At 68.6% G+C, this 17,065-nt stretch carries 17 protein-coding genes; 4 read left to right on the top strand and 13 right to left on the bottom strand.

The window, feature by feature from the left end:
• Window positions 1-47: 47 nt before the first annotated feature.
• Both LC438_RS01790 and LC438_RS01785 read left to right on the top strand, forming a co-directional pair.
• A complete protein-coding gene (locus LC438_RS01790) occupies window positions 48-1,181 on the top strand; it encodes a glycoside hydrolase family 172 protein (RefSeq protein ID WP_223585649.1) in 1,134 nt (377 codons plus the stop codon).
• Window positions 1,182-1,191: 10 nt separating this feature from the next.
• Window positions 1,192-1,779 (top strand): AAA family ATPase, encoded by a 588-nt coding sequence (locus LC438_RS01785; RefSeq protein ID WP_223585648.1) that lies wholly within the window; start codon window positions 1,192-1,194, stop codon window positions 1,777-1,779.
• 149 nt (window positions 1,780-1,928) lie between these two features.
• Here LC438_RS01785 and LC438_RS01780 read toward each other — a convergent pair whose 3' ends face one another.
• The 7 genes from LC438_RS01780 to LC438_RS01750 all read right to left on the bottom strand — a co-directional run bounded on the left by LC438_RS01780 (window position 1,929) and on the right by LC438_RS01750 (window position 8,997).
• Window positions 1,929-2,369, bottom strand: a complete 441-nt coding sequence (locus LC438_RS01780) for a DoxX family protein (RefSeq protein WP_105676389.1) — start codon at window positions 2,367-2,369, stop codon at window positions 1,929-1,931.
• 160 nt (window positions 2,370-2,529) lie between these two features.
• A complete protein-coding gene (locus LC438_RS01775; protein ID WP_223585647.1) occupies window positions 2,530-3,255 on the bottom strand; it encodes a phosphotransferase in 726 nt (241 codons plus the stop codon).
• Between the two features lie 52 nt (window positions 3,256-3,307).
• Window positions 3,308-4,408 (bottom strand): DUF4185 domain-containing protein, encoded by a 1,101-nt coding sequence (locus LC438_RS01770; protein ID WP_105676391.1) that lies wholly within the window; start codon window positions 4,406-4,408, stop codon window positions 3,308-3,310.
• Between the two features lie 32 nt (window positions 4,409-4,440).
• A complete protein-coding gene (locus LC438_RS01765) occupies window positions 4,441-5,334 on the bottom strand; it encodes a carbohydrate ABC transporter permease (RefSeq protein ID WP_105676393.1) in 894 nt (297 codons plus the stop codon).
• Complete coding sequence (locus tag LC438_RS01760; RefSeq protein ID WP_223585646.1) at window positions 5,334-6,260, bottom strand: carbohydrate ABC transporter permease; 927 nt, start codon at window positions 6,258-6,260, stop codon at window positions 5,334-5,336. The genes LC438_RS01765 and LC438_RS01760 overlap by 1 nt, the downstream gene beginning before the upstream one ends.
• Window positions 6,261-6,334: 74 nt before the next feature.
• A complete protein-coding gene (locus LC438_RS01755) occupies window positions 6,335-7,699 on the bottom strand; it encodes an extracellular solute-binding protein (protein ID WP_223585645.1) in 1,365 nt (454 codons plus the stop codon).
• A 152-nt stretch (window positions 7,700-7,851) separates the two neighbouring features.
• The gene (locus tag LC438_RS01750; protein WP_223585644.1) at window positions 7,852-8,997 is read right to left on the bottom strand and encodes a DUF4185 domain-containing protein; all 1,146 of its coding nucleotides are present in this window, start codon (window positions 8,995-8,997) and stop codon (window positions 7,852-7,854) included.
• Between the two features lie 73 nt (window positions 8,998-9,070).
• Here LC438_RS01750 and LC438_RS01745 point away from each other — a divergent pair, with 73 nt between their 5' ends.
• Complete coding sequence (locus LC438_RS01745; RefSeq protein WP_223585643.1) at window positions 9,071-10,006, top strand: hypothetical protein; 936 nt, start codon at window positions 9,071-9,073, stop codon at window positions 10,004-10,006.
• 69 nt (window positions 10,007-10,075) lie between these two features.
• Here LC438_RS01745 and LC438_RS01740 read toward each other — a convergent pair whose 3' ends face one another.
• Window positions 10,076-10,495 carry a hypothetical protein gene (locus LC438_RS01740; protein WP_105676398.1) on the bottom strand — a complete coding sequence of 140 codons (420 nt, stop codon included), beginning with the start codon at window positions 10,493-10,495 and terminating at the stop codon, window positions 10,076-10,078.
• Between the two features lie 245 nt (window positions 10,496-10,740).
• Between LC438_RS01740 and LC438_RS01735 the strand changes: the two genes are divergently transcribed.
• Window positions 10,741-11,379, top strand: a complete 639-nt coding sequence (locus tag LC438_RS01735; protein WP_223585642.1) for a Pr6Pr family membrane protein — start codon at window positions 10,741-10,743, stop codon at window positions 11,377-11,379.
• Between the two features lie 7 nt (window positions 11,380-11,386).
• Here LC438_RS01735 and LC438_RS01730 read toward each other — a convergent pair whose 3' ends face one another.
• From LC438_RS01730 to dnaK, 5 genes are all read right to left on the bottom strand, one after another.
• Complete coding sequence (locus tag LC438_RS01730; protein WP_223585641.1) at window positions 11,387-12,748, bottom strand: FAD-dependent oxidoreductase; 1,362 nt, start codon at window positions 12,746-12,748, stop codon at window positions 11,387-11,389.
• A gap of 110 nt (window positions 12,749-12,858) precedes the next feature.
• The gene (locus tag LC438_RS01725) at window positions 12,859-13,290 is read right to left on the bottom strand and encodes a heat shock protein transcriptional repressor HspR (protein WP_105676400.1); all 432 of its coding nucleotides are present in this window, start codon (window positions 13,288-13,290) and stop codon (window positions 12,859-12,861) included.
• Between the two features lie 144 nt (window positions 13,291-13,434).
• On the bottom strand, window positions 13,435-14,415 hold the full coding sequence (locus LC438_RS01720) for a DnaJ C-terminal domain-containing protein (RefSeq protein ID WP_105676402.1): 981 nt from the start codon (window positions 14,413-14,415) through the stop codon (window positions 13,435-13,437).
• Window positions 14,416-14,426: 11 nt separating this feature from the next.
• A complete protein-coding gene (locus LC438_RS01715; protein ID WP_105676403.1) occupies window positions 14,427-15,044 on the bottom strand; it encodes a nucleotide exchange factor GrpE in 618 nt (205 codons plus the stop codon).
• A 2-nt stretch (window positions 15,045-15,046) separates the two neighbouring features.
• Entirely contained in the window at window positions 15,047-16,906 is a 1,860-nt protein-coding gene (gene dnaK / locus LC438_RS01710) for a molecular chaperone DnaK (RefSeq protein ID WP_105676404.1), read from the bottom strand.
• Between the last annotated feature and the right edge of the window lie 159 nt (window positions 16,907-17,065).

Raw genomic sequence — 17,065 nt, 5'->3', positions numbered from 1 at the left:
AGGGCGATCTATGGCGTTCAGGAGTGAAATCGATTACATTGGCGCTCATGACTTTCACACCCTCCGATCTGGCATCCCTCGCAGCGCTGCGCCCCGTGCAGACGCGGTCGATCTCGCCGGAGAACTTCGATGGATCCGCTGGGGGCGGGGGCCGGGCGACCGAGGGAACGGGGGCCTCGTGCGCCCGCGACCTCGGCCCCGGCTGGAAGATCTCGCCGAGCGTCGACGTGAGGGCGGGAGAGACCTTCGACCTCGCCCGCATCCAGGGATCGGGCAAGATCACGCACATCTGGATCACCACCCACACCGACAACTGGCGCACGCTCCTGCTGCGCGCCTACTGGGACGGCGCAGACGAGCCGGCCGTCGAGGTCCCCTACGGCGACTTCTTCTGCAACGGCTGGGGCGTCTTCGCGCAGGTGAACTCGCAGGCCATCGCCGCGAACCCGCACGGCGGCTTCAACTCGTACTGGCCCATGCCGTTCCGCGACGGCGCGCGCCTCACGATCGAGAACACCTCGGACGTCGACGTGCGCATCTACTACCAGGTGACGTACGAGATCGGCGGCGACCACTCGAACGACGCGTACTTCCACGCGCAGTGGCGGCGCTCGAACCCGCTCGAGGACCTCACGCCCCACGTCATCCTGGAGGGCATCGAAGGCCAGGGTCAGTACGTCGGCACCTACATCGCCTGGGGCGTGAACTCCAACGGCTGGTGGGGCGAGGGCGAGATCAAGTTCTACCTCGACGACGACGCCGAGTACCCCACCATCTGCGGAACCGGCACCGAGGACTACTTCGGCGGCGCGTGGAACTTCGACATCCCCGGCAAGGGATACACCGAGTTCTCCACGCCCTACCTCGGGATGCCGCAGGTCATCAAGCCCGATGGGCTGTACGTGAGTCAGCAGCGGTTCGGCATGTACCGCTGGCACCTGCTCGACCCGATCCACTTCGCCACCGGCATCCCGAAGGTCGACATCCAGGCGCTCGGATGGCGCAGCGGCTGGCGCTACCTGCCGCTCCGTGACGACATCGCCTCCACGGCGATGTTCTACCTCGACCGCCCCACGGCTCGTCGGCCGAAGACGCCGACCGCAGACGACCTGGAGGTGCACCTAGGCACGGCCCCGGTGCCCGACATCGGGGCGACCCCGCCGCGCGAGCCGCGGAGCTGACGGAGGGCGGATGCTGTTCTCTCTGACCGGTGCGAGCGGCGCGGGCAAGTCGACCGTGCTGGCGCACCTCGAGACCGTGGACTGGGGAGTCCCGGTCCGCTGCGTGGAGTTCGACTCGATCGGGGTTCCCGACGGGGCGGACACCGCGTGGCGGCACGGCGCCGTCGAGCACTGGGTTCAGCAGGCGCTGATCGCCCAGGCCGACGGCGCCCACGTGCTGCTGTGCGGCCAGGTGCCGATGGGCGAGCTCCTCGCCGCACCCTCCGCCGATCAGCTCGACGGCATCCGCGTGTGCCTGCTCGACTGCTCCCCTGACGTGCGCACGGAGCGGCTGGTGCACCGCGGCGAGCACCTGGAGGCGATCGTGCACCACAACCGCTTCGGCGAGTGGTTCCGCGCGCACACCCTCGACCCCCGGCACGCCCCGGAGGTGATCCGCGTCGCGAGCCCCCTGCCGATGCGGTGGGAGCGCTGGGCCGACCTGGAACCGGGAGACCCGCGGTGGTCGGCCGAGATCATCGACACGGACGCGCTGACCCCGCAGGAGGTCGCGGCATCCGTCGAATCCTGGGTGCGCCGCGAGCGCGCCGCACTCTGAGGTTCTCCGCTCCCGTCGCGAAACCTCCCGGTATGGATGCCGGTTTCCGGGATCTTCTGCGACGGGAGCGGCTATCGGGCCATCTCAGGATGCTGCGGCGTGTTCGCCGCGGCATCCGAAACCGTGCCCGGTGAGACGGGCGATCCTGCTCAGGCCAGCCAGGCGGGCGCGCGTCCGCGCAGGAACGCGCCGTCGAGGGAGAAGCGTCCGGCGCCGGTGAACGCCAGCGCGAGGGCCGCGACGCCGAGGACGGCGACGAACTCGTAGCCGCCTTCGCCGACCCAGAGGCCGGCCGGGAGGTGCACGGCGACGATCGCGACGAGCATGTCGATCGCCAGCAGGATGCCGACGGGACGCGTGAACAGCCCGAGGGCGAGCAGGATGCCGCCGATGAGCTCGACGAACGCGACGACGGGCGCCGCGATCTCGGGGAGCGGGACTCCCATGTCGGCGAAGCTGCCGATGGTCCCAGGAAGGGTGTACTCGAAGATCTTCTGCGCACCGTGGGCGGCGAAGATCAGACCGACCACGACGCGCAGGACGAGGAGTCCCAGCGAGGCGGAGGCGGAGGGGGCGGTGGTGTTCGTCATGAGGAGTTCTTCCTTCGTGGCAGGACACCCGCGCGCCAGGCGCGGAGCAGGGTCGTTCCCTGCCGACCACGCTAGGAAGCGGTTCTATCCGTCTCCTGTGCGTGTGACGTCCCGTTACCGCTCGCTCCATCGGCGCGTCCACGCGGGCCCCTCCACGTCGTCACGTCATCACCCTCGCCATGGCATCCCGGAGAACGGGGATCTGCTGCCCGTACAGGTCGCGCGCCTCGTGCGCCCACGAGCTCTGCCCTCCGTCCCGCTCGACCTGGCGAAGCTCATGGCAGATCGCCGTCGCCCAGTTCAGGATGCCGTCGGCCGTCATCGCCATCCGGGCGCCGAGGAAGATCGACCGCAACGACTCGGCCCTCCACCCGTTCACGAGCAGCGTCGCCCAGTCCAGGCCGTTCACGGCGCTCCGCCCCGACCACTCGAAGTCGATCACGCCGACGCCGTCCTCATCGACGATCACGTTCGACGGGATGAGGTCGCCGTGCTGGAATCGTCGGTCCGCGTGCCGTTCGTGCTCGCCGAGGAGGTCGATCTCCGCTGTGCTGAGAAGGCCACGCTCGCGTCCCCAGCCGAGTCGACGGCGATAGTCGACCCGATGTCCGTCCACCGGCGACTCCCACCCGGCGGTGGAGAGCGCGAGGTCGAGGCACTGCTGCGCGGTCGCCGGCGACACGCCCCGATCGAGGATCTTCCCCTCGCCGAGCACTGCACCGTCGAGGCGACGCAACACCATCCCCTCCGACCCCCACGAGACGAGTCGCGGGGCCCGAAAGGGCGGGGGTACGACCTCCATGGCGAGATAGTGCAGCGCCTCGTTGACGGATCGCTCGCGAGAACGCCCCGTCTTGACGACGTCCTCTGCCGAACCACTGTCCATGGCCCCTCCTCGCCGCGCCGCCCGCTACACACCGCGCACCGCGCGGCGGGACTCAGACGAGCCCCTGCACCCGGAACTGCTCGGAGTGGTAGACGCTGTTGTTGTCGGTGCGCCACTGGCTGACGCTGAGGTGGAGGTCGGACAGCGTCGACCCGGGGATGATGTATCCGCCGTAGAGCTGCGCCACGTGCGAGGCGTCCTCCTGGTTCCACTCCGACCCCGTGAGCAGGGTGGTCTTCGTGGCCGTGTAGAGGTTGTCGGTGGGCGTGTTCAGCACCATCGCGTCGATCCGGTACGCGCCGGAGTTGAACCACGTGAGGATCCATTTGCCGCCGAGGGGCCGCAGGCACATCTCGCCGAACGTGCCGCCCAGCACCTCGGTGACCGGCTTGCCCCATCCCCATGAGCCGTTCGCGTATCCCCAGGGCTGGTAGGCCGACAGCGTGGTCATGTTGTTCGACGGGACCCGGTAGAGCACGATGCCCTTGTCGCGCTGGAAGCCGGTGCCGTAGATGTACACGTAGCCGTCGTTGCCCTCGCCCCACGTGATGCACTGGAACTTGCCACCGGCCATGTCCGCGGGGAACTGCAGCCCGGTGTGCTGCCAGGTCGCGCCGTTGTCGTCGGACTTCCACAGCTCCGTCCAGCGCACCGTGCCGAACTGCGGGCCGTTGACGATCGCGTGCAGGTACATCCGCGAGCCGATCGTGATGACGTCCGACGGGATGACGGTCGTGAAGTAGTTGTCGTGCGGGTAGTACCAGAGCTGCGGGGCCGTGCCCTGCGTGTTCGCGCCGGCACCCGCGCAGCCGTTGAACGTGACGCCGGAGACGAGGTTCGTGGTCGACGAGTACAGCGCCACCGGCGAGCGCCAGTTCGCGCCACCGACGTGGTCGGCCCAGGTGTCGCCGAACATGAACAGCATCCGTCCGTCGGGCGTGCGCGCGGGGATGCCGAGATCCGTCGCCCCCACCCCGTACTGCAGGGGCGCCTGGGTTCCGGCCAGCACCTTGACCCTCGTCACGGTGAGACCGGCGGCGGATGCCGGTGGCGCAGGGGCCGTCGCGGCGATGAAGGCCGCGCCGATCACCGCTGCTCCCTGGATGAGTCCTCGGCGGCTGATGCCGCGCTCGTTCGTGCTCTCGGTCTCCATCGACCGCTCCTCTCGTCACCGCATGGGTACTGCTACTTGAGACCTGCCATCTTGATGTTGCCGATGATCTGCCGCTGGAAGATCAGGAAGAGGATGATGACCGGGGCCGCGGCCAGCACGGAGCCGGCCATGAGCAGTCCGAGCTCGGTGCTGCGCTCGGAGCGGAACGTCGCGAGGTACTGCTGCAGCACGAACTTCTCCGGCGAGGTGATCGTGAGGATCGGCCAGACGTACGAGTTCCAGTAGGCCAGGAAGGCGGTGATCCCCATCACGACGAAAGGCGGCTTGGAGAGCGGCAGGAAGATCCGCCAGAAGATGCCGAACCTGCCGCAGCCGTCGAGCATCGCCGCCTCTTCGAGGCTCTTCGGGATGTTCAGGTAGAACTGCCGGATGAAGAACACCATGCCCGCGCTCGCGAGCCCGGGGATGACGAGCACGGCGAGCGTGTCGAGCATCGCCAGCCGGGTGACGACGATGAAGCTGGTGAGCAGGATCGTCATGCCGGGGATGAACATGGTCGTGATGATGATCGCCCAGATCAGTCCCTTGAAGCGGAAGTCCAGCCGCGCGAAGGCGTACGCCGCGAGGGAGTTCACCGCGAGGCTGCCGACCGTGAACAGCACGGCCCCGAAGAACGTCCAGATCATCGTCCGGAGGAAGGTCGGGTCGGCGAGGATCTGCGCGTAGTTCTGCCACAGCCACACCTCGGGGAAGAACTGGAAGGGCGTCTCGACGACCTCGGTCTTCGACTTGAAGCCGGCGATCACCATCCAGGCGAGCGGGAACAGCGACGCGACCACGAACAGCGCGCCGACGATCACCTTGCCGAGGAGGACGAGCCATCCTCCGGCGCTGCGCGGCGTCCGCGTCGAGCGCGGCTCCTTGCCGGCGAGGACGATGCGGGTGGTCTCCTGCATGACGGCCATCAGTCCACCAGCCTCTCGGAGTTGACGAACTTGAACACGAGGGCGGAGATCGTCCCCAGCACGACGAACAGCAGCAGCGCTGCCGCGATCGAGTAGCCGACGTTCACGTCGTTGCGGAAGTGGTTGAAGATGAAGAGGTTCGGCAGCGTCGTCGAGTCGAGCGGTCCGCCCTGGGTCATGACGAGGGGCAGCTCGAACTGCTGGATCGCGGCGACGAAGCCGGTGATGAGCAGGTACAGCACGACGTTCTTCATCTGCGGGATCGTGATGTACGAGGTCTTCTGCCACCAGTTGGCGCCCTCCATCGCGGCCGCCTCGTAGTACTCGGCGGGGATGTCGACCATCGCGGCGACCATGATGAGGGAGGTGAGGCCCATGCCCAGCCAGATCGCGGGCACGGCCACGGCGATCAGCGCCCACTTCGGGTCGCCGATCCAGGCGATCGGCTCGATGCCGAAGTTCCCGAGGAACGCGTTCAGGAGTCCGCCGGAGTAGTTGTAGATGAGCACGAAGATGATCGAGGCGATCACGGCGGAGATGATCGTCGGGATGTAGATGCTGACCTTCAGGATGCTCGCCGCCCGACGCGACACGGCGACCACGAGGCTCGCGAAGAAGAAGGCCAGCACGAGCATCACCGGCACCGTGAGGAGCACGAACGCGAAGCCGCGTCCGATCGTGGCGAGGAACAGCGGATCCTTCAGGACGTTGGCGTAGTTGCGGATGCCGACGAACTCGGGATCCTTGTAGAAGCTCCAGTCCTGGAAGGACAGGTATCCGGCGTACACCGCCGGCCAGATAACGAAGATCCCCAGCAGCACCACGACCGGCAGCAGGAACCAGTAGGCGGTCCTGTTGTCGCGGTATCGATAGCGGTTCTTCCTGCGCCGGGTCTCCCGGCGCTCCTCCACAGCCTGGCTGGCCATATCCACCTCGTCGTGCTCTCGGGGCGTCGTCCCGCCCGGGGCCGCTGGGGCCCCGGGCGGTCACGCGGGCAGGGTCAGTTCTTCGGGGCCTTGTCCGGCAGCCCGTCGCGGTCGATCACGGTCTGGATCGCGGCGTTCGCGGTCTTGATCGCGTCGTCCACGGAGGCGGAGCCCTTCATGACCGACTCCATCGCGGTGCCGACGGCCAGGTTCACGTCCCACGGGTAGGTGGAGCCGGCGATGGCGTCAGGGGCGATCTCGTCGACGATGACCTTCGACCAGGGGGCCTTCGCGGCCTCCTCGCTCGCGGCGACCGCATCCTGCACCGACTGCCGCACGGGCACCTTGGTGAACTGCGTGTTCACGAAGAACGGCACGAGGTTGTCGGGGTCTCCGGCGATGGCCCATTCGAGGAACTTCCCGGCGGCATCCGCGTTCTTGGTCTTCGCGTCGACGACCCAGGTGAAGTTGCCCATGGTGGTGGCGGTGCGGCCGTCGGCGTCGGACGAGCTCGGGAAGCGGCCGACGCCGGTCTTGCCGAGCAGGTCGGCGTAGTCGGAGCCGATCTCCGACATCATCCACGAGCCGGAGACCTTGAAGGCGACCTTCTGCTGTCCGAAGTCCTCGCCGGCGACGTAGGCCGCGAGGGGCTGCTTGGGCATGTAGCCCTTGTCCCACAGCACCTTGTACTGCTCCATGAGGGCGCGGTAGCCCTTGTTGTCGATGTCGGGGGCCGACCAGTCGTCGGTGAGCGCCAGGTGTCCGGCGAAGTTGTACTGCTGGCCGACCGTCGACCAGGCCATCGTCACGGCATCCTGCGCCGGGGAGATGCAGTACTGGCCGTCGCCGAGCGTGGGCTGGATCTTCGCGCAGGCGGCGAGGAGGTCGTCCCAGGTCTCGGGGGCCTTGCTGGAGTCGACGCCCGCGGCGTCGAGCATGTCGGTGTTCCAGAAGAGCACGGTCTGAGGCTCGAGGAGCAGCGGATACGCGTAGTGCTTGCCGTCGATCTCCGAGATGGAGGAGGCGATGTCGAGGATCTCGCCGATCGCGTCCTTCGAGACGATGGAGTCGAGCTCGTGCACGGAGCCCGCGCTCACGAGGTCGTGGAGGTTGGCGGAGCTGGTGTAGACGTCGGGCGCCTTGCCTGCGGCCTGCGCGGCCTTCATCTTCTGGTCCCAGGCGTCCGCCGGCACCTCGGTGTCGACGACCTTGATCTTGTCCTGCGAGGCGTTGAACTTCTTGACGATGTCGGCGTACCACTCGTTCTCCACGGGGGTGAACGTGCGGTGCCAGAACTGCACGGTGGTGACGCCGTTCTCGCCGCCGCCTCCCGCCGACTCCCCCGGCGTGCCCGAGCCGCAGGCGGCGAGCATCGAGCCGACCGTCAGCGCGCCGAGAGCGGCGATCGCCGTGCGGCGCGTGCGTGTGGTGATTCTCATGGGTTCCTCCTCAGGAACGGACTCCTCGTCGAGTCGCTGCTGTGTGCTCGGCTGCCGCCGAAGGGTTCCGGCCGCGCCGTCGATCTTCGGTGACCGGGTATGCGTCAGATTATGCGAAATCGATTTCATGCGCAAGGTCTCAGATGTGCTTCTCAGCCCTTCCGTTCGAGATCCGCCGAGAACCAGAACACGTTGTACGGTCCCCAGAGGGAGAGCGTGAAGTAGATCGTCCTGCCGTCGTCGCTCACGTAGCGCGGATTCAGGTAGGGCGAGTACAGCCCCGGGTAGTCCGCGCCCGGCACGAGTTCGATCGGGTCGCCCCACGGCCCCCACGGCGTGATCCCCTCGCGGATGTAGGCGTTCCCGGCATCCGAGTAGGTCATGATCCAGCGCTCCAGGTACGTCGACCACATCACGGAGAGCTCGCCGATCGTGCCCTCGACGATGGTCTCCGCGTCCGCGAGATCACTGCTCCAGCGCGGGGTCGCCCCGTCGGCGCCGGCGAAGTAGGAGTAGGCGGACTGGTCCTCGACCGCCTCCTCCGTCGCCCGGACGCGCATCAGCTGCACGCCGCCGAAGCGCCCCGAGGGGATCGACCAGAAGTAGATCCAGTCCTCGCCCCCTTCGCTCACGCGCGCCGTGGCGACCTGCACGAAGTTCGAGCCCCCCGGCCATTCGACACCCTCGACGGGCTGCCAGGTCGTGCCGTCGTCGCGCGACACGATCAGCGCCGAGCGGTTCGCATCCCAGGCGCCCGGCTCTCCCCAGAACCGCACGGACATGTACGACACGTAGATCGCATCGCCGACCGTGAAGCCGTATGTCGGGATCTTCGTCACCTCTCCGCCCGCCCCGTTGGCGTCGTGATCGCCCTCGATCAGCGCGGCGGCCAAGCCGACGTCATCCGTCACCCAGCCGTCGAACGAGATGCCGTCGGAGGGGTCGTCGTCGGTGCTCCAGGCCGCGACGTTCGACCGCCAGAAGCCGCCCTGCCCGCCGATCGACTCGGGATCGCGCTCCCCGAACGTGTCGCCGAACAGGAAGAGCGTGCGGTCGCCGACGTCGACCATGGATCCGAGATCGGTGCCGGCGACGGACACGGATGCCGTGTCGTTCATGGCGTCGGGACCGGTGAGCTGCGCGATCTCGGTGAGGCCGGAGACGCCGTCGAGCACGAAGGGCTTGTCGGGGTTCGGGTCGACGCTCACACCCGATCCCCCTGCGCATCCGGCGAGCGCCAGAGCGAGGACGACGGATGCGGCGACGGCGGTCCTGCGGGGTGCTGCGGTGACGGACATGATCCTCCTCGATCGGCGACGGTCATGGACCCGAATCTAGCGAAATCGATTTCAAGACACTAGGGTCTTCGGCATGTCCGATTCCGTCTCGACCCCGTGGTTGCGCCCATCCGGCAGCGCCTCCTCCGAGCCCCGGTGGGGGCACCCGGACGGCCTCCAGATCGGCATCGCGCCGATCCCCGGGCCGCGCGGCCTCCTCCGCGTGTTCACCCCGTACCTCGACCACCCGCGCGAACGGCTGGTGAACTTCGTCGCCGTCGAGCCGATCGTGCAGGGCGGCTCGGAGCGCGGATTCTCCGAGCTGGAGGCGAGCAGCCTCGACCCCGGCCAGCGCGGCAAGAGGTTCTGGTCGGCCGACTCGTCCGACCTCGCCGAGCAGGTGTCAGACGCCCCGCCGGCCCGCGGCGTGATCGATGCCATCGACGGCATCGAGACGCTGACCGTGTGGATCGGCGTCGAGCGCTTCGACAGCGGCGCCGACGTCAGAGTGCGGGTGCGGTTCCGGGCTGACCGACCGCACGAGGTCGAGCTCGCGGGGTTCGCGAACGCGGCATCCGCTCCGCTGTCGCACCTGATCCTCACCGCGACCATGGGCAACTGGGCGCGCCTGCGCCGCCTGCACCTCGCCGGGCGCGTGGTGACGCCCGCCGAGCTGTGGCCCGGATTCTCCGGCACCGGGTTCGCGGAGCACGCGCGCTTCCCGCTCGACGCCCTGACGCGCGACGGGGATGCCGCGATCGTGAGCGCCACCGGAGATGAAGACGACCCGTGGTCGGTCGAGTACTCCGCCGACACGGCCGAGCACTGGCGCTTCCTCGGACGGAGGGCGGTGCAGACCTGGCGCGTCGACGACCCCCATCCGGCTCTCGAGGCGCTGGTCAACGCACGGTGGTCGTACTGGGCGAGCGCCTCACCCATCCCCGGCGGCCCCGCCTACGAGAACGTCGAAGTCGTGGAGCCGTTCCGGCAGGGTGCCGCGCTCCGGTTCTCGGTCGACCCCGTGGACTGATCCTCCGAGGTACAGAGAAAGGCGGCCTGCCCTCGAGATCGAGGACAGGCCGCCGCGGTCATGGGTGGCTCAGGAGCAGAGGTCCTGCAGCTTCGTCCCCGACTCCTGGATCGCGGTCGACGAGGCCGTGAGCTTCTCGGTCGCCTTGGCGGCGCTGGACGGGTCTTCTGCGACGTCCTTCATGAGGGTCGCCAGGTCGCTGTAGGCGTCGGTGAACTTGTCGAACACGGGCTTGACCTCCGTGTTGGTGACCTTGTCGGCGAGCTTCTGGAACTCCGCGTCGATGGTGGCCAGCGTCTCCGCAGCAGCCTTGGGGTCGCTCGCCGCCTCGGTCATGGCGCTCTGCGCCTTGCTCGTGATCGCCTCACCCTGATCGTTGATGAGCTTGCAGGCGTCGGCCACCGACTGGCCCCCTCCGGAGCATCCGGTCAGTCCCACGGCGATCGCGATCGCGGTGATGAAAAGCGCGCCCTTGCGTGCTGTACGCATAATGTCCTCCTCCAGTCACGCAGAAGGCTTCTCGCGCCCCCCGCTATGAAGAATCTATTGCATGTCGATGAATTCGAGAATCTGCGGACGCGGCACCACGAGCGGAGACCCCGCGTGCGGACCGTGCACGGCGGCCGGTCGGATGCGTGAGCCGAGGAGAGCGGTCACGCTGACCCGCGCGCTCAGCCCGACTCCGTAGACTCGCCGGATGGCGCGAACCCGCGCGGGGAAGGGCAGAGGCGAAGGTGAGGGCACGAGCGGTCTTCGGCGTGCTGCGTCTCGCCGCAGCGGCCGCCTGCGTCATCGCCCTCGTGCACCGGCTGTTCTGGGGCCTCAGCTCGCGCACGATCGCCGGAGAGAACTTCTTCGCCTACCTCACCGTGCAGTCGAACTGCGCACTCGTCGTGGTGCTCGTGATCGGCGGAGCACTCGCATTCCTCCGCGCGACGGACCCCCGCTGGTTCTCCGTCTGCCTGGCGCTCGTCCTCACCTGGACGATCACCGCAGGCCTCGCGTTCGCGCTGATCGTGTGGCAGGCCGGCATCCGCGGCATCCGCGTGGACGTGCCGTGGTCCGACCAGCTGCTGCACTTCTGGCTCCCCGCGTGCACGGCGCTCGCCTGGGCGCTGACCCCGGGGCACCGTGAGGTGCCGTGGTGGGTCGTGCCCGCGTCGCTCGCGTTCCCCCTCACATGGGGCGCCGTGACGCTGTGGCGCGGTCCGCTCGTCGGCTGGTACCCGTACTACTTCCTCGACCCGCGGCAGGTCTCGGGACCGCCGGAGTTCCTGCTCACCAGCGCCGTCGCGCTCGCGATCTTCGCGCTGGTCGCGACGGCGATCGTGCTCATCAGCCGGACGCGGCGGGGGCGCACCGACGCCGCGTGAACAGAGCTCAGCTCGCTGGTGCGAGGAACGGCGCCAGGGATGCCGCGGCCGCGGCGAGCACGGCGTCGTCGTCGAGGTCGGCGAAGTCCGCCGCATCCGCACCGCCGACGAGTCCCACCAGGATGTTCTCGCCCGTGAGCGGTGCGAGGTTGAACCAGGTGCGGATGGTCGCGTCGCCTCCGACGACATGCCAGATGGCGGCATCGGTGACGAGCAGCGGCTCCTCGAAACGCAGCCAGACCGTCTCGATGAAACCCATGCTCAGATCCGCGATCGCGCCGCGCTGACCGAAGGGCAGCTTCGGCGAGAACTCGATGCCGTCGCTCTGCAGCACTCCGAGCGGCACGGTGATCACGACGCGATCGAACGACAGCGACTCGCCCGTCGCGATGCCGAGGCTCACCCCCGCGTCGTCGTACGCGACGCGGCTGACGGGCGATGACAGGCTCGTCTTGACGTCGTCGAGCAGGTGGGCGGCGAGCGCACCGAGATCGCCGAGCACCGCCGTGCGCTCTGCGGGAGGGATCACGGGAGGGAACCACGACGAGGCCTGGTCGGCGTCGGAGCCGGAGGAGGCCGAGAGGGAGGCGAGCAGAGCGGCGAGGCCGGGCTCGGCGGGGTCGGCGCCTGCGTCGGTCAGGGCCCGCGCCAGCGGGATGTCGGCGGGGAGGGCCTGCGCCGACGCGATCGCGTCGGTGAGCACCTGGTCGGCGACGGGTTCGACGTCGCCCTCCGTCGACTTCCAGAGGGATGCCGACAGCGACCCCGTGCGGATGTCGAGCGCGTTCAGCTGTTCGCTGACGTCGGCGTCCTGCGCACCGAGGAGCCAGCCGCCGAGCTGAGCAGGCACCGGCCAGGACTTCTCATCGACGACGGACTGCACGCGCCCGCCGACACGGTCCCTGGCGTCGAAGACCGTGAGCTCGAAACCCGTTCCCGAGAGCCGTGCGGCCGCTGCCGCCCCGGCGAGGCCCGCACCGACGATGGCGATGCGCTCTCCGTACTCGGCCGCGGCCAGCAGCTCCTCCGCCGCTCGCGTGCCGGAGCGCAGCGCACCCGACATCGTTCCCGGAGTATCGGCATCCGTCGCCTCCCCGGCGAAGAACAGCCGTCCGTCGACGGACGCGGCGAGGGCGTCGCGCGCGCTCGCCTGCACGCCGGCGGGAGTGAAGCTGGCCGACCCCAGGGCGAACGGATCGGAGGCCCACCTGCTGCGAGCGAAGGCGAGCGGAGCGATCGTGCTGCCGGTCGGGCGCGGCGACGGGGAGCGATCGGGCGTGGGAGACGGCACCGGTTCCGGGGTGCAGGAGGCGAGCAGCACTCCCAGGACGCCGGCTCCGGCGCCGATCAGCAGAGTGCGACGCGTCATCCTCATCGTGACGCAACGATACCGCGCGCGCATCCGTCGTCCACACAGGGGCGAGGTCTACGCGTTCTCCACAGCGCCGGCGATCGCCCTGGATCCGCCTCTCCAGGGGATCAGTCGCGCCCGCCCCCGGGGTGCCACAGCACGACCTCGGTGGAGCGGCGGATGCGCCGGCCGCCGGGCATCGGGACGACACCGGCCGACCCCGCGGCGAACACACGGACGCCGGGGCGATTCTCCCGTTCGGCTCGCAGCGCCGTGTCGAGCTCGGCGACGCGGCGACGCAGCATCCGGTTCTCGTCTTCCAGGTCGAGCAGCCGTGCGATGGCGGGCAGGCTCACCCCTTCGGAGGAGAGCTGTGCGACCTCGCGGAGCTGCTCGATGTTGCGGGTCGAGTAGCGGCGGGAGCCGCCGGAGGTGCGCCCTGGCACGACGAGGCCGATGCGGTCGTACTGCCGCAGGGTCTGCGGGTGCATGCCGGCGAGCTCGGCCGCGACGGCGATCGCGAACACCGGGGTGTCGGCATCCATGCGCTGCTCAGCCATGACGCGTCACCCACCCTCGGCCGTAGAGCGAGGCGCGGCCCGACGAGGCGCGCCCCAGGCCGTCGAGCGAGCGCGGCGACGAGACGGAACACTCCGCTGTGGGACGTCCCGTCTCGCGTCGCCCGCTCGACGACCGGAGTGATCTCATCGCCGCGCCTTCGCCATGAGGTCGGCGCGCGGGTTCTCGTTCGGCTCCAGCGACTGGAACTTCTCGAGTGCCTCGCGGGCCGCCTCGTCGAGGTGCGACGGCACGGCGATCTGCAGCTCGGCGAGCAGGTCGCCGGTGCCCTTGGTGGTGGTGACGCCGCGTCCCTTGACGCGCAGCACGCGTCCGGACGGCGTGCCGGGGGCCACACGGAGCTTGACCGTGTCGCCGCCGAGCGTCGGCACCTCGATGGTCGCGCCGAGCGCGGCCTCGGTGAACGTCACCGGCACCACGACGCGGAGGTTGAGGCCCTCGCGCGTGAAGACCGGATGCGGGCGCACCGCGATCTGCACGACGATGTCGCCGTTCTCCCCACCGTCCGGCGAGGGGCGACCGCGGCCGCGCAGCTTGATCTTCTGCCCGTCGGCGACGCCCGCGGGGATCTTCACCTTGAACGGCTTGCCGTCTTCGCCCTGCAGCGTGATGGTCTCGCCCTGCACGGCCGTGGCGAAGTCGAGCGTGGTGCGCGCCGTCACGTCGGCGCCGCGCTGCGGGCCTCCGTAGCCGCGGAAACCGCCCGACGTCTGGCCGAAGCGACCGGTGCCGAAGCTCCCGCCGCCCTGATTGAACATCGAGAAGATGTCCTCGAAGTCGGCCGTCTGGCCGCGGCCCTGCTGACCGAACCGGCTGAACACGTCTTCGAAGCCGCCTGCGCCCTGGCCGCTCGCCGTGAAGCGGGCGCCAGAGCCCATGGCGCGGATCTCGTCGTACTCCTTGCGCTGTTCGGCATCGGAGAGCACCGAGTACGCCTCGCTGATCTCCTTGAACTTCGCCTCGGCCGCGGCATCCCCCTGATTGGAGTCGGGGTGGTACTTGCGGGCGAGCTTGCGGTACGTCTTCTTGAGATCGGCGTCGCTGACGTCCTTCGAGACCCCGAGGGTCTTGTAGAAGTCCTTGTCGAACCAGTCCTGGCTAGCCATCGATCACCTGCCTACTCAGCCGGTACAGCGACGACGACCTTCGCAGGGCGCAGCTCGACGTCTCCGAGGCGGTATCCCACCTCGACGACCTCGAGGATCGTGGTCTTCTCGGCACCCGGGGTGGGCTGCTGGAAGATCGCCTCGTGGCGCTGCGGGTCGAAGTCCTCGCCCGCCTCGCCGTAGGAGACGACTCCGAGCCGCTCGGCGACTCCGCGCACCTTGTCGGCGATCGCGGCGAAGGGCGTGCCCTCGACCAGATCGCCGTGCTGGGCGGCGCGGCCGAGGTCGTCGAGCACCGGGATGAGGCCCTTGGCGGCCTCGCCCTTCGCCCGCTCGATCTCGACCTGGCGCTGCTCCTCGGTGCGGCGACGGTAGTTCGCGTACTCGGCCTGGAGGCGCTTGAGGTCGTTCAGCAGCGTGGACTCGAGGTCGGCGAGCACGGCGTCCTCCGCCGCGGCCTCACCGGTCTGCTCGGTGCCCAGGATGTCGTCGACCGTGAGCTCCTCGTCGGAGCCCTCCGCGGCCCTGGCCTCGGTGGAGTCCGGGTTCTGCGGCGCGGGGCCGGATGCCGCAGCATCCGACCCCTCGCTCCCAGGAACCTCGTTGTTGTCGAAGTTCTTGTCGGTCATGGTTACTTCTTCTCGTCCTCGTCGTCGACGACCTCGGCGTCGATGACGTCCTCGTCGGAGGAGGCATCGCCCGCGGGGGCCTCGCCCTCGGCTGCACCCGGTGCGGGCTCAGCCTGGGACTGCGCGTAGATGGCCTCGCCCAGCTTGGACTGCGACTGGTTCAGCTTCTCGAACGCGGTCTTCACGGCCTCGTCGTCGTCGCCGGCCAGTGCCGTCTTGAGCGCGTCGACGTCGGCCTTGACCTCGGTCTTCACGTCTTCGGGCAGCTTGTCCTCGTTCTCGGAGATCAGCTTGTCGATCGAGTACGAGAGCGTCTCGGCCTGGTTGCGCACCTCGGCGGCCTCGCGGCGCGCCTTGTCTTCTGCGGCGTGCTCCTCGGCCTCGCGCACCATGCGCTCGATGTCCTCCTTCGACAGCGACGAGCCGCCGGAGATGACGATCGACTTCTCCGTGCCGGTGCCCTTGTCCTTCGCGGACACGTGCACGATGCCGTTGGCGTCGATGTCGAACGTGACCTCGATCTGCGGGATGCCGCGGGGAGCCGGAGCGATGCCCGTGAGCTCGAAGGTGCCGAGCGGCTTGTTGTCGCGGGTGAAGTCGCGCTCGCCCTGGAAGACCTGGATCGCGACGGACGGCTGGTTGTCGTCTGCCGTGGTGAAGGTCTCGCTGCGCTTGGTCGGGATGGCCGTGTTGCGCTCGATGAGCTTGGTCATCATGCCGCCCTTGGTCTCGATGCCGAGGCTCAGCGGGGTGACGTCGATGAGGAGGACGTCCTTGCGCTCGCCCTTCAGGACACCGGCCTGCAGAGCGGCGCCGACGGCGACGACCTCATCGGGGTTGACGCCCTTGTTGGCCTCCTTGCCGGTCTCGCGCTTGACGAGCTCGGCCACGGCGGGCATACGGGTCGATCCGCCGACGAGCACGATGTGGTCGATGTCGGCCACCTTGATGTTCGCCTCGCGGATGACGTCTTCGAAGGGCTTCTTGGTGCGGTCGAGCAGGTCCTTCGTGAGGTCCTCGAACTTCGCGCGCGTGATGGTCTCGGAGAGCGACACCGGACCCGACTCGGTCAGCGACAGGTAGGGCAGGTTGATGCTCGTCGAGGTCGAGGAGGAGAGCTCCTTCTTGGCCTGCTCCGCCGCCTCCTTGAGACGCTGCAGGGCGATCTTGTCGCCCGAGACGTCGACGCCCGTGGTCTCCTTGAACTGCTTGATCAGGTAGTCGACGAGACGCTGGTCCCAGTCGTCGCCGCCGAGGCGGTTGTCACCGGCGGTCGAGCGCACCTGGATGGTGGAGAAGTCGTCGTCCTTGCCCACCTCGAGGAGGGAGACGTCGAAGGTTCCGCCGCCGAGGTCGAAGACGAGGATGAGCTCGTCCTCCTTGCCCTTGTCGAGGCCGTAGGCGAGGGCCGCAGCGGTGGGCTCGTTGATGATGCGCAGGACGTTGAGGCCCGAGATCTCGCCGGCCTCCTTGGTGGCCTGACGCTCGGCGTCGTTGAAGTACGCGGGGACGGTGATGACGGCATCCGTCACCGTGTCGCCCAGGTAGGCCTCGGCGTCGCGCTTGAGCTTCATGAGGATGCGCGCGGAGATCTCCTGCGGCGTCCACTTCTTGCCGTCGACGTCGAAGCCCCAGGTGGTGCCCATGTGGCGCTTGACGGACGAGATGGTGCGGTCGACGTTGGTGACGGCCTGGCGCTTGGCGGTCTCACCGACGAGCACCTCGCCGTCCTTGGTGAACGCGACGACCGACGGGGTCGTGCGGAAGCCCTCGGCGTTGGCGATGACCTTCGGCTCGCCGCCCTCGAGGACGCTGACGACGGAGTTCGTGGTTCCGAGGTCGATTCCAACAGCACGTGCCATGTGTTCTCTCCTTGTGTTCGAAGTGTGTGGTGATCTGAAAAACCTGCGGCGACCAGAGAAACCTGAGTCGCGATGACTCAACTGTACTCCGACGCTCGGATGCTGTCAAACAAACTTGATATGAATCGGCTCAACTTTTGCCCTGAACCGCGGATGCCG

Origin of the sequence: Microbacterium sp. OVT16B (assembly GCF_019969705.1) — a bacterium.
Lineage (GTDB): Bacteria > Actinomycetota > Actinomycetes > Actinomycetales > Microbacteriaceae > Microbacterium > Microbacterium natoriense.
This window is presented reverse-complemented; position numbering and strand designations above follow the sequence as displayed.

Bases quoted from the DNA above. Each gene is read 5' to 3' on its own strand.
- LC438_RS01790 (WP_223585649.1), top strand. From the start codon at position 48: ATGACTTTCACACCCTCCGATCTGGCATCCCTCGCAGCGCTGCGCCCC.
- LC438_RS01785 (WP_223585648.1), top strand. From the start codon at position 1,192: ATGCTGTTCTCTCTGACCGGTGCGAGCGGCGCGGGCAAGTCGACCGTG.
- LC438_RS01780 (WP_105676389.1), bottom strand. From the start codon at position 2,369: ATGACGAACACCACCGCCCCCTCCGCCTCCGCCTCGCTGGGACTCCTC.
- LC438_RS01775 (WP_223585647.1), bottom strand. From the start codon at position 3,255: ATGGACAGTGGTTCGGCAGAGGACGTCGTCAAGACGGGGCGTTCTCGC.
- LC438_RS01770 (WP_105676391.1), bottom strand. From the start codon at position 4,408: ATGGAGACCGAGAGCACGAACGAGCGCGGCATCAGCCGCCGAGGACTC.
- LC438_RS01765 (WP_105676393.1), bottom strand. From the start codon at position 5,334: ATGGCCGTCATGCAGGAGACCACCCGCATCGTCCTCGCCGGCAAGGAG.
- LC438_RS01760 (WP_223585646.1), bottom strand. From the start codon at position 6,260: ATGGCCAGCCAGGCTGTGGAGGAGCGCCGGGAGACCCGGCGCAGGAAG.
- LC438_RS01755 (WP_223585645.1), bottom strand. From the start codon at position 7,699: ATGAGAATCACCACACGCACGCGCCGCACGGCGATCGCCGCTCTCGGC.
- LC438_RS01750 (WP_223585644.1), bottom strand. From the start codon at position 8,997: ATGTCCGTCACCGCAGCACCCCGCAGGACCGCCGTCGCCGCATCCGTC.
- LC438_RS01745 (WP_223585643.1), top strand. From the start codon at position 9,071: ATGTCCGATTCCGTCTCGACCCCGTGGTTGCGCCCATCCGGCAGCGCC.
- LC438_RS01740 (WP_105676398.1), bottom strand. From the start codon at position 10,495: ATGCGTACAGCACGCAAGGGCGCGCTTTTCATCACCGCGATCGCGATC.
- LC438_RS01730 (WP_223585641.1), bottom strand. From the start codon at position 12,748: ATGACGCGTCGCACTCTGCTGATCGGCGCCGGAGCCGGCGTCCTGGGA.
- LC438_RS01725 (WP_105676400.1), bottom strand. From the start codon at position 13,290: ATGGCTGAGCAGCGCATGGATGCCGACACCCCGGTGTTCGCGATCGCC.
- LC438_RS01720 (WP_105676402.1), bottom strand. From the start codon at position 14,415: ATGGCTAGCCAGGACTGGTTCGACAAGGACTTCTACAAGACCCTCGGG.
- LC438_RS01715 (WP_105676403.1), bottom strand. From the start codon at position 15,044: ATGACCGACAAGAACTTCGACAACAACGAGGTTCCTGGGAGCGAGGGG.
- dnaK (WP_105676404.1), bottom strand. From the start codon at position 16,906: ATGGCACGTGCTGTTGGAATCGACCTCGGAACCACGAACTCCGTCGTC.